Below are 11,611 nucleotides of genomic sequence, written 5' to 3'. Positions count from 1 at the left end.
CCCGATTGTAATACGCGGCAGCGCCGAGTTCAGGCGCTTCCGCACATTATGATCAGCTTTGATCCAGCAGCTTCAGTCTTGCCCAGGTCTGTTCCTGTTCATCCTGGAAGTGTTGCTGTAACAATTGTTCCTGATGTTGCTGTTGTTCGGCGTCCACGAGACCGCCGGCAACGCTGCTTTGCAGGTCCTTCCGGAAGCTTTCGAACCGAGCCTGGAAGGCTTCCTGTTGCTGGAGGTAACTGACCACGCCGTCAACGCTCTGGCGATCAAGCCCCAGCTCGGTGAGTCGTTGTCCCGCCGCTTCCGGGGAGGTGGCCGACTCCACCGCGAGAACCCGTTCCTGGTGCTGTTGTGCGCTGGCTTCCAGCCGTTGTTCGGTGGATTTCAGGGTGCCTGGCAGCTGGTTGCGGTGCCATTCCACCAGGGCCTGTTTGCCCTGATCGGTCAGGTCGGCCCGCTGCTGAATGGCAAGCGTGGCCAGGGTATATTCGCTGTAGGCTTCTTCCATGCCGAAGAAGGCTTGATGAGCGTCGGGTGCGAAGGTTTGTTGCCGCAGACCCTTCAGCTGAGCCAGGGCATTACCCAGAGCAGAAAGCTGATAGGCCGGTTCATGCTGGCGGGCCGGGTCCAGTTCGGTTTGCATGACTTCCAGAGAAGCCTGTTTGTAAGCCAGATATTGATCCAGCAGGGCCAGGGCTTGCTGTGCGGCGGGTTCTGGCAGGTGTTGGCGGGCCATTTGCTGAATCTGGCCGATGGCGGTTTCCGGTGATACCTCGCCGGCGGTGCTCAGGAAATAATCGAAGAAATCCCTGACCTCCAGATTCACGATCAGCTGACCGTTGTCGTCCGCCTGCAGAACGCCGTCTATATCGGTACCCTGCAGTGAGGGCGCAAACGGGTTGGGACCCAGGGACTCCGGGGTTCGGGTTTCAGCAACCGGTGCGCTGGGGGCGACAATGGCCGTCGGGGCAAGGCTGGTTGAACCAGACTGCTGAGCGGCCTTTTCAGTTGCCTGCTGAGGTGTTGTGTTGGCGGTGCCCGTATCTGCTTGCGGCGTCAGTGCCCACCAGAGGCCACTGCCGGCCACAACGGCCAGCAGCGCCCCGGGAAGCACCCATCGACGCAATGCGATGGGTTTGTTCGTCATACTGTTCTCACAATCCGCGGTTCTTCAAACGGTTGGCGTGGCTGCGGTACAGGCTGACCGGATTGGTCCAGAGTGAGCGTGCACCCAGCAGGTGGTTGATGGCATCGACATGGTTCATGTCGTAGTGGGTGCCGATCACATTGCCCATCATGGTGGAGCAAACGCCCACCAGGCCATCACTAGGCTCACTGCCGAAGGCGAGAGAGGTTACTCCCAGGAACGGATCGGTGATGTCGAACACGTTGGTCCAGATGCCGCGCCCGGTCCAGGAGAAGAACTTCACCCGGTTGCCGTTGATCCAGACGTCCTCATCGGTGCCAGCGCAGGCATTTCGGTTAACCCCTTTCCAGCCCAGGGCGTTGTTCAAGCTGGTGGTGCCCGGGGTGGTGAGGGTTTCCAGCGCGGCCACGCCATCCTGCGGGTTGTTGGAACCGGACAGAGCGTTGATCAGTCCGCCGAGAGCATTGGCGATGGCGTCCACCCCACCTTCCACGTAGCTGCCGGGAGGCAGTATGCCCCGGATGACATCGGCGACTTTCGACCCCTTGTTAACACCATTGATGGAGGTAACAGAGGCAATGCGGTGGGGAATCAGGGAGGCGGTTACCCGGGAGGTGGGCGCGCCCTGGCTGTGGGCCATCAGGTTGACCTTGGAGTGACCAAGACTGTTTACGTAGTTGGCCAGCTGTTGTCCGCGCTGTTCACTGCTATTCACAAACGAAACACTGGCGGTGTAGACCTTTGCGCCACTGCGCTCAAGGTTCCAGGGGATGGTATGGAAATAGTTGACCAGACCACCGATGGTGTTGAAACCGGTCACACCGTGAACCAGCACAATCGGGTGGCGGGTCTGGGTGTAACTGGCGTGGCTCACCATTGAGAAGACCAGCATGAGGGCCGCGGCCATCAGCCGGAAAGGCATGGCAATTCGCATAAAAGACTCCTGTTGTTTTTGTTGGTTGTCGTAATGCAACGAGGAGTATTGCCCGGCGGTCGGGTCTGGCGTAATCGCCCATTTGGGTGAGGTGAAAGGGTGTACGTGTGCTGGGCTCAGAACCGGTGGGGTTCCAGTTCCATGTGCTCAATCTGTCGGCCGAGCATGATGATGCGCCCGGTATAGCGTTCTTCGCCAGTGGTGGTGAAATCAAACAGGAAGCGGCGCCATACCCGGAGTTTTCCGTTGCGGTCGCGTTTGAACCAGAGTCCGCGCAGGTAAACGGCATCATCCAGTAACAGCACATCCATGGTCTTACAGTAACGGTGTGCGGCCTGTAGCACGAAGTCTTTGATGTCCTTGGCTTTCCACCAGTACCAGATGGCAAAACCGGCGACAAACAGCCAGAAAAGATTTCCGAGGGTCAAGGTGCTGGCGATCCTGAGCTTTTGTGGGTTGGGCTGGTTTCACCAGCCGACAGATCGCCAGACTACCCTATTGCGCCGCCTCGGGAAATTGCTGTTCGTCGGTAACCGGTTCGTTTCTGCGCATGGGTCGCTCCTGGGATCTTTTTATCGAACTCGCTGGAACACTATCGACCTGTCGCCGTGTGCGGGGTATCCCAATATTGCAAATCGCCAAATACGAGTCACATTTTTCTCCTCCTTTGGTCAAAGGTAGGGCGTTTTTGCAGGATGTGGATAGGTTTGCGACAGTTTAAATCTATGCTGGGTTGAAAGCCTGTCGTTACCGCAGGCTCGGCGTGGAAGGAAACAAGACGATGCAGGCGTTGAGAGAACAGGATTTCAAGGCGTTGGTGGACAACCACCCCAGAGCTATCATGCTGGCTACGCCAGATGCCCGGATTGCCTACGTCAACCTCATGTTCCAGGCGGTGACCGGCTATCTGGCAGAAGAAGTCGTGGGGCAGAAGCCATCGGTGCTGAGCTCCGGGCTGCATTCGCACGAGTTCTATCAGACCATGTGGCGCAGCCTGAATCAGACCGGATGCTGGGAGGGACTGATCTGGAACCGGCGCAAAAATGGCGAGAACTATCCGCAGTGGCTCAATATCTACCCGGTAGACTACCAGGGACAGAGGCTGTTTGCCGGCGTTTTCATGGATGTTGGTGAGCTGACTGCCAGTAACGAGCGTCTGGCGTCTCTGGCTTACTATGATCCGCTCACCGAGCTGCCAAATCGCTCGCTGTTCCAGGAGTTTCTGAAAGCAAGGGTCGGACAACGCAAGGCAGGCAACGGCTGTTTCGCCGTAGTCTACATCGATCTGGATTTCTTCAAAGCAGTCAATGATCTGCATGGCCACGACTGTGGTGATCGAGTGCTTCAGCAGGCGGCGGCCTGCGTGAAGAGTGTGCTTCGAGATGGGGATGTAGTTGCCCGGCTATCCGGAGACGAGTTCGCAGCCATTGTTGAGCTGGAGGATGAGTCTGAGTTACCCGTGGTTTGCCAGCGCATGAGCGGGATATTCCAGGCGCCAATGCTGGTGGAGCACCGGGAGCATTTCCTGTCGGCCTCTGTGGGGGCTGCGGTGTTTCCAAAGCATGGGAAAACGGCTTCGGCTCTGCTGCAAAATGCTGATCGTGCAATGCACGCGGCCAAGTTCTCAGGCCGCGCCTGTTATCGAATCTACAGCGCCGTGGACGGTGAAGAGGGGCAGTTCCATCAGCGCTTGTCTGAAGCATTGATTGCTTCGCTCAAGGTCGCTCCGGAGGAGTTCTCCGTGGTGTACCAGCCCCAGTACGACCTGGCAAGCGGCTCCATGGTGGGGCTGGAGGCCCTGTTGCGCTGGCACCACCCTGAACTCGGCGCAGTATCGCCGGCGGATTTTGTCCCGGTGGCAGAGCAGCGTGGCCACATACATGAGCTTACGGAACAACTCGTACGGCACATCATGGCGGACCTTCAGCAATGTGAAGTCGGTTGGGGTAGTGGGCGTCGGCTAGCGATTAATATTTCCGCCCGGCAGATTTCGGACGGGCGGCTGGAGCCGCTGCTGGAGCCGCTGTTCTCAAGCCTGGAGGCCCGGGGGTGGTGCCCGGAAATCGAGATTACCGAAACCAACCTGATGAATCTGTCGCGCCGCTGCCTCGCCAAGCTCCAGTCGTTTGTGGACCGGGGCATCATGGTCGCCATTGATGACTTTGGTACCGGCTACTCATCTCTGGCTTACTTGCATGCCTTGCCGGTCAAGGTTCTGAAGATCGACCGTCAGTTTGTCCAGCGTCTCGGGCCGGATGGTCGCGACTCGCGCATCGTGTCAGCCATTCTGGCCATAGCCGAGGCGCTGGATCTGGAGGTCGTTGCCGAAGGTATTGAAACGGAAGAGCAGCGCCGCAGGCTGCGGGAACTGAACTGCCATCGTGGTCAAGGCTTTCTGTTGGCAAGGCCAACGCCTCTGGCCGACCTGTCATTGGCCTGACTGCTTCTGCAGTTTTGACAACTATCAATAAAAACATAACTTTTGTTCAGCTTTTGCGCATTTTGCAAGATTTGGCTAGGGCTTTGTCCGCAGCTACTTTAAAACGGCAGGCTCATTAATTGCCTTTTTGAGCTATATGCGAACTCTGAATGCCAAACCGGAATTGGAAGCCTACCTGCGATTGAGCGGTGCAGGTTGTGGAGAGTGGCTGGCCGCCATGACAGAACTGCTCGGGTGCCGGGGAATAACCTGTGGCCTGACTCGTCCTCAGGGATTGGTGGGTTCGTTGTCAGCCCTTGATGTAGAGGCTGGTTTGGTCTGTGTACTTGATGTCGCTCAGGATATGCTGCTTGCCGACTGCTGTATGCCTCAGAGGCCTCTGGTAGCCACCATTCACGGGTCGGCGCAGATATCGTCGGAAGGTGGCCCTGGTGTATCCGCCTTTCCGTTGATCATGATTCCCGCTGGCCAAACATTTAGCTTGAGAATCAGTAAGAACAGTCGGCTGGTACTGGTGTATCCGGTGAGTGAGCTGGTTCCAGTATGGCCCCGGCCAGGCCTGGACGTGGCGTTGGCTGGTCATATCCATCGTTTTCTAATGAAGGCGGACTATTTTCAGGATCATCAGGATGCCAGCCGGGAGACACTCGCTCTGTTTGAACGCCTGGAACGGCAACTGGCAACGGGCAGGGTAGAACTGCCCGAAGAGCTGCCAGTACTGGACCGGAGGCTGGCGAGGGTGATTGAGAAAATTCGTAGCGAACGGGACTGGGATTTTGATCTGCAGGAGCTGGCCAACCATTCCGGGGCCAGCGAACGTAACCTGTATTACCTGATGAAGCGGGAAACCGGCATGACCCCTTATCGCTTCTATCAGCGCTGTCGTCTGATACGCGTGCGTAAACGCCTGGTGGATTGCCAGTGCGACGTGCCACACATCTCCTGGTATGCCGCTGACGAGGGCTTTACCCATCTGGGCCGCTTCGCCGCGCTGTATCGGGAACACTTCGGCGAGCTACCCAGTGAAACTGTGCAGTGGCGACGGCGGCTGCTGGTTGAGCCAGTGATGGAACCCGCCGACTTTGCCATGACCTGACGCCACATAGCCCGCAGCGGATGACCGGTGCGGGCTATGTGTTAACATCAGTCAGCGTTTAATGGCTGCTGGATGTGGTCGGAGCCCCGTCGTTGTTGTCAGCTTCCGTATACTCATCGGCCGCAGTTCCATGATGGTCTCGCGCCAGCAGAATGTAGAAGGCCGGCAGTACGAATACGGTAAACAACGTGCCGATACCCAGTCCTGCACTGATGGTCAGGCCAATCGCAAACCGACTCTCGGCCCCCGGGCCCACCGCAATCAGCAGCGGCACCATGGCGAAGATCAGTGCCAGGGAGGTCATGATGATCGGGCGCAGACGAATGGCCGCAGCCTCAATCACCGCATCCACCTTGTTCAGGCCTTTCTCTTTCTGCAGCAGGTTGGCGAACTCCACGATCAGGATGCCGTTCTTCGACACCACACCAATCAAGGTAATCAGGCCCACCTGGGTGTAGATGTTCATGGAGGCAAAGCCGAGCACGATAAACGCCATGGCACCGGCGACGGACATGGGCACCGACACCAGGATGATGAACGGATCGCGCCAGCTTTCGAACTGTGCCGCCAGTACCAGGTAGATAACCAGCAACGACAGGAAGAAGGTTACCATCAGAGCGCTGCCCTGGGTGGCCAGCTGCCTCGACTCGCCGGTATAGTCAAAGCTGAAGCCTTGCGGGAATACCTCGGCTGCGGCCTGTTCCATAAAGTCCATGGCGGAGCCAGCCGCCACGCCGGGCATGATAACGCCCTCGAGAGTCAGCGAGTTCAACTGGTTGAACTGGGTCCGGTTGGAAGGCTCCACCTCTTCACTGAAGCTGACCACACTGGATAGGGGCACCAGTTGGCCATTGCCGGCGCGGATGTAATAGTCGTCCAGTGCTTCACGGCTGGCACGGAAGTCATTACCCACCTGCGGAATCACCTGATAGGAGCGGCCTTCCATATTGAAGCGGTTGATGTATCCGCCGCTGAGCATACTGGCGAGCGACTGGCCGACATCACGCATGGACAGGCCCAGGTCTGCCACCCGGTCCCGGTCTACGTTGATGCGGGTAACGGGCTTGTCGAAGTTGATGGACTTCTGCAGGAACATGAAGTTGCCACTTTGCATGGCTTTGCCAAGAAGCTCGTCGGCGACTTCATTCAACTGTTCGTAGGTGCCTCCGGTGGTCACTACAAACTGGAACGGCAGGCCGCCACCCGAACCAGGCAGGGCCGGTAACGGGAACACCGCCGTCTGCAATCCGGTTACTTTTTTGAGTTCGGAATCCAGCAGGGGCTGTACCTCGAACTGGCTGATCTCCCGCTCACTCCACGGTGCCAGCTTGAAACCACCAAACACGGCGTTCGGGCTGGTGATACCAAGAATCATGAAATCCTCGTTGTAGCCGGGCACGCCGGACATCCGCTCCTGAACCTCCTGGCCATGATCAAACAGATACTCCAGCGTCGAGGTCTGCGGCCCCAGCCCCTGGTAAAACAGAATGCCCTGGTCCTCGGTGGGTGCCAGCTCATTCTGGCTCATCATCACCATAAAATAGATAGAACCCAATACCACGACGGCGAAGAACACCACCACCGACTTGGTCTGCATCAACGAGGTAAGAGCAGCTTTGTAGGCATTGGCGAGGCCATTGAAGGTTTTTTCAACCAGCACCTCGAAGCGCCCGGGATTGCCATGGGGTTTCAGCACCTTGCCGGAGAGCATGGGTGAGAGTGTCAGGGCAACAATGCCGGAGATCACAACCGTACCCGCCAGGGTGAAGGCAAACTCAGTAAACAGCGAGCCCACCAGGCCGCCCATAAACCCGATTGGCGCATACACCGCCACCAGCGTGGTGGTCATGGCAATGATGGGTGTGGCCATTTCACGGGCGCCATTGAGGGCAGCGTCAAACCGTGATTCGCCCTGCTCAATGTGTCGGTGCACGTTCTCCACCATGATAATGGCATCGTCCACCACCAGACCGATGGCAAGCACCATGGAGAGCAGGGTCAGCAGGTTCAGGGAGAAACCGAAGATCAGCATGATAAACGCGCCGCCAATCAGCGACAGCGGCACTGCCACAGACGGCACGATGGCCGCTCGAATCGAGCCGAGGCAAAGGAACACCACCACCAGGACAATCAGCATGGCTTCCAGCAGGGTACGGATGACTTCGTTGATGGAATCTTCAATGAAGTCGGAGGCATCGTAGGCCAGGCGCACATTCAGGCCGCTGGGTAGCTGGCTTTCGATGTCCGGTAACTCGTCTTTCACCAGGCCGGCGACGGTCAGCGGGTTGGCCCCCGGCGCCAGTTCGATGGCGACATAGGTTGCGGGCTCGCCCTTATAAAGCGCCAGCTGATTGTAGGTTTGAGAGCCAAGCTCCACCTCGGCAATGTCCCGCAACCGAATCAGGGTGCCGTTTTGCTGCTTGACCACCAGGTTACGGAAGGCTTCCGGATCGGCAATGTCGGTATCACTGGTCAGGGCAATCTCGGTGTACTGGCCCCGGGTAGTGCCGACAGCGGCCTGATAGTTGTTGGCTCGCAGCTTGTCTGCCACTTCGACCGGAGTCAGATCCACCGCGGCCAGCCGCTCCGGGTCCAGCCACACTCGCAGGGCGAAAGTACGCCCCAGCAGCTGGGCCTTGCCAACGCCAGACAGCGCCTGCAGCTTGGGCTGAACCACGCGGGTCAGGTAATCGGTAATCTGGGGGACTTCCAGCTCGGTACTGTAGAAAGCAATATACATCAGGGCCGTGTCGTCACCGGTGGTGGAGGTGATCACCGGGTCTTCTGCATCGCCGGGCAGCACGTTGCGCTGGCTGGCAACCTTGGCCTGAATTTCAGCGAGGGCGTCGTTGGCATCGTAATTCAGAACCATCTTGGCCTGAATCGTTGACACGCCCTGGGAACTGGTAGAGGTCAGATAGTCGATGCCGCTGGCCTCAGCAATGGCCTGTTGCAGGGGCGTGGTGATAAAGCCCTTGATCAGGTCAGAACTGGCCCCAGGGTAAGCGGTTGTGACCGTTACCGTGGTGCTTTCCAGTTTCGGGTACTGGCGGACTTCCATTTCCATGGCTGCCCGGGCACCGATCAGCAGAATCAGCAGGCTGACCACGGTGGCCAGCACCGGCCGGTGGACAAAAATGTCGGTGAATTTCATTACTCAGACGCCTCCTGCCCGGACTCGTCCTGGATTTCTACCCGCTGGCCTGCCCGCAACCGCAGCAGACCCTTCGAGACCACGGTCTCGCCGGGTTCAAGGCCTGAAAGAACTGCAGCCCGTTCGTTCCGGACCTCGCCCGTGGTGACGGTACGGCGCTCAACGACCAGTTCGCCGTCATCATTCTCCTTCACGGCGAACACAAAGTTGCCGTAAGTGTTATAGGAGATGGCGGTCCTGGGGACCGTGACCACTTCGTTGTCCCTGGGCTGGCCTGTTTGAATCGTTGCGAACATTCCCGGGCGCAATTTGCCATCTTCGTTGTTGAGGGTGGCGCGGATGCGAACCGTACGAGTCTCCGGGTTGACCGATGTGTTGATGGCACTGACTTCACCACTGAATGCCTCATCCGGCACCGCGGCCACCGTGACCGTTACCGGGTAACCCCGGTCAACCTCAGGCAGGTACTTCTCGGACAGCGTGTAATCCACGTAGATCGGGTTCAGCATATTGATCTCGACAATCGGCGTACCTGTAGGGATGTACTGACCCTGGTCGACCATGCGGATACCGAGGGTGCCGTCAAACGGTGCCCGGATCACCTTTTTGCCCAGTTGTGCCTCGGCTTCGTTTACCCGCGCCCTTGCGGCGTCGTAGTTGGCTTTGGCCTCATCGAACTGTGATTGTGATACCGCGCGTTTGGGCAGCAGATCAGAAACCCGCTTGAACTCCTGCCCAGCCAGTTGGGCTTCTGCCCGGCGGGTACGTAGCGCCGCCTCGTCGATGGCGGCATCCAGGCGAATCAGTACGTCACCTTTCTGCACGGTATCGCCGGATTCAAAGTTAATGGACTCAATGACCCCCGGCACCTCGTTGGCCACCTCGATACCGTTAATGGCGTTCACACTGCCCACGGCCTTGATACTCGGCTGCCAGTTTTCCGTGGTGGCGTCGGTCACGGAAATGATGGCTGGGGGCTGTGGCTGGGAGAACATCTCCTGCATCTGGCCGAATTCATAGAACTTGTAACCGAAGATGCCGCCGAGGACGACACCCAGAAAAATGATGACGATGACAAAACGGGATGCGGTACGCATAGGTCTGTTCCTGGGCTAGGTTTCTTTAAACGGATAACGTCGCCGGGATGGGAAGGCTGACAGCTTTCCTTGCGCATCAGGGGGCGGCGACAGGCGGACGCTTGTTGAGAATGCGTCGGCTTAACGATAACCAATAGGATGCTACAAAAAGCACTTCGGTTTGTCACCAGTTTGCCTCTAAATCTCAGTATATCTACTGCTATGAAACTACGATGACGCCGTCTGGCCGGATCTTGTGCTTTACGGATGTAAAATCGCAGTTTCGCATACATAATGGCACGGGAGTGTATCTGTTATGCTCCTGTCACGATGTGAACGGGTGAGAGGATGTAATGCAGCTAATTCTCGGCCTGGCCCTGGCGGCCGCCGTGTTTGTCATCTTGAAAAAATGGGGTGCCCTGTCACCGGAAGGCCAGAAAGCCGCCATCTGGAAAGCGGTTCTGGTGGTGGGCGGCGCCCTGTTGTTGTTTATGGTGCTGACCGGGCGGGTCCATGTGTTGACGGCAGCGGTTGCCGCGATCATTCCGTTGCTGCGCAAGCTGCCGGCGCTGTTGAAGTTTGCCCCCCTGGTTCGCCGGGCGATGGGTGATAACGAAGGGCCAGCTCCGGGTGGAGCGTCAGGTGCCCGAGCCAATGTGGCGACTCAGGGCCCGATGACCGAACAGGAAGCTTGTGACATCCTCGGTTTAAAGCCCGGCTGCAGCCGGGAGGAAGTGACCGCGGCCCACCGGCGGCTGATGCTCAAGGTACACCCGGACCGGGGTGGTAACGATTACCTGGCGGCCAAGCTCAACGAGGCCCGGGACCTGCTGCTCGGTAAACGGGCAGCGTAATCAGGGCAGAATGTCCACTTTCACGTCCACCGACTGGTTTTCAGAGCGGTTGCCGGTTACCCGGTAAGTAATGCCATCCTGACGATGATTCTGGGACGTGCTGGTGCCACCCAGGGACACCCACTGACCGGGTTCAACCCGTCGAATGGTCATCAAGGCTTCGGTTTCATAGCCCTGGATACTGGCCGGATCTTCCTCAAACGAGACGATATTCAGCTCTACCGTCTGGTCGGATATGGCCTGGGGTGTCACGATAAAGCCGCTGCGGGTTTCTACCTGTTCGAGTATCGCCGCCGGGTTGCGCCCGCCCTGGACCGCAAACGGTATGGTGCGCACATTGCCGGAGGTGATGTGGGCGGACTGGCCATCCTGGACCACCAGTTGCCGTTCAGTGCTGGAATTGGTGCTTATGGTGCGGCGTTCGACATTGGCGCCGGCCCGGTTGTCGGAAATCGTCACGCCACCGCCGGACTGCTTGCCGCCGATGTCCTGCCGGTAGCGAACGCTGATACGCATCTGCACGGGTGGTACGTCGATGGAGTCAATCAACATGCCAATCTCATCCAGCAATCCCGGCTCACCACGAACCACCAGTTGCTGTCCCCGGGCGGAGACTGAGACGGGAGCCTGCTGATAGAGTTCTTTAATCTGGTTGGCAACGTCAGCAGAGGTGCGGTTGTTGAGCTGGTAAACGCGAGACTCCTGGGCGAGGGCAAGGGTTGAAAACAGGGCAAACACCAGTGCCAACAGGCTGGTTGTGATGGAGTGGGTCGTGCGTTCAGTCATCGGGGCCTCCGGAGCCGTTACACATACCCGCCAAAAATATTCCGGATTGCGGGTTGCCAATCTGAAAACCGCGGGGTTATAGTGAAAAGCATGAAGACCACACACGCAGCCTGTCAATTGAATG

At 58.1% G+C, this 11,611-nt stretch carries 9 protein-coding genes; 3 read left to right on the top strand and 6 right to left on the bottom strand.

The window, feature by feature from the left end; genetic code table 11:
- Positions 1–52: 52 nt before the first annotated feature.
- The 3 genes from RVM24_RS14235 to RVM24_RS14225 all read right to left on the bottom strand — a co-directional run bounded on the left by RVM24_RS14235 (position 53) and on the right by RVM24_RS14225 (position 2,509).
- The gene (locus RVM24_RS14235; protein WP_061330764.1) at positions 53–1,147 is read right to left on the bottom strand and encodes a lipase secretion chaperone; all 1,095 of its coding nucleotides are present in this window, start codon (positions 1,145–1,147) and stop codon (positions 53–55) included.
- Between the two features lie 7 nt (positions 1,148–1,154).
- Positions 1,155–2,081 carry an esterase/lipase family protein gene (locus RVM24_RS14230; RefSeq protein ID WP_061330763.1) on the bottom strand — a complete coding sequence of 309 codons (927 nt, stop codon included), beginning with the start codon at positions 2,079–2,081 and terminating at the stop codon, positions 1,155–1,157.
- 116 nt (positions 2,082–2,197) lie between these two features.
- The gene (locus RVM24_RS14225; protein WP_058091449.1) at positions 2,198–2,509 is read right to left on the bottom strand and encodes a DUF3301 domain-containing protein; all 312 of its coding nucleotides are present in this window, start codon (positions 2,507–2,509) and stop codon (positions 2,198–2,200) included.
- A gap of 353 nt (positions 2,510–2,862) precedes the next feature.
- On the opposite strand from RVM24_RS14225, the gene RVM24_RS14220 reads away from it, so the two are divergent.
- Both RVM24_RS14220 and RVM24_RS14215 read left to right on the top strand, forming a co-directional pair.
- On the top strand, positions 2,863–4,521 hold the full coding sequence (locus RVM24_RS14220; protein WP_374787424.1) for a putative bifunctional diguanylate cyclase/phosphodiesterase: 1,659 nt from the start codon (positions 2,863–2,865) through the stop codon (positions 4,519–4,521).
- 136 nt (positions 4,522–4,657) lie between these two features.
- On the top strand, positions 4,658–5,617 hold the full coding sequence (locus tag RVM24_RS14215) for an AraC family transcriptional regulator (protein ID WP_061330761.1): 960 nt from the start codon (positions 4,658–4,660) through the stop codon (positions 5,615–5,617).
- Between the two features lie 58 nt (positions 5,618–5,675).
- Here RVM24_RS14215 and RVM24_RS14210 read toward each other — a convergent pair whose 3' ends face one another.
- Positions 5,676–8,771, bottom strand: coding sequence for an efflux RND transporter permease subunit (locus RVM24_RS14210; RefSeq protein ID WP_061330760.1), 3,096 nt, complete (start codon positions 8,769–8,771; stop codon positions 5,676–5,678).
- Positions 8,771–9,868: an efflux RND transporter periplasmic adaptor subunit gene (locus RVM24_RS14205; RefSeq protein ID WP_061330759.1), complete on the bottom strand. Its 1,098-nt coding sequence runs from the start codon at positions 9,866–9,868 to the stop codon at positions 8,771–8,773. The genes RVM24_RS14210 and RVM24_RS14205 overlap by 1 nt, the downstream gene beginning before the upstream one ends.
- A gap of 332 nt (positions 9,869–10,200) precedes the next feature.
- Between RVM24_RS14205 and RVM24_RS14200 the strand changes: the two genes are divergently transcribed.
- Positions 10,201–10,701, top strand: a complete 501-nt coding sequence (locus tag RVM24_RS14200; protein WP_061330758.1) for a DnaJ domain-containing protein — start codon at positions 10,201–10,203, stop codon at positions 10,699–10,701.
- Here RVM24_RS14200 and RVM24_RS14195 read toward each other — a convergent pair whose 3' ends face one another.
- Positions 10,702–11,487, bottom strand: coding sequence for a secretin N-terminal domain-containing protein (locus RVM24_RS14195; RefSeq protein WP_058092600.1), 786 nt, complete (start codon positions 11,485–11,487; stop codon positions 10,702–10,704). It abuts the gene before it with no gap.
- Between the last annotated feature and the right edge of the window lie 124 nt (positions 11,488–11,611).

The organism is Marinobacter sp. KM021 (assembly GCF_050707965.1).
In the GTDB taxonomy this organism is placed as follows: domain Bacteria; phylum Pseudomonadota; class Gammaproteobacteria; order Pseudomonadales; family Oleiphilaceae; genus Marinobacter; species Marinobacter shengliensis.
The sequence above is the reverse complement of the archived record's forward strand: the minus strand, read 5'-3'. Positions and strand labels throughout refer to the sequence as shown.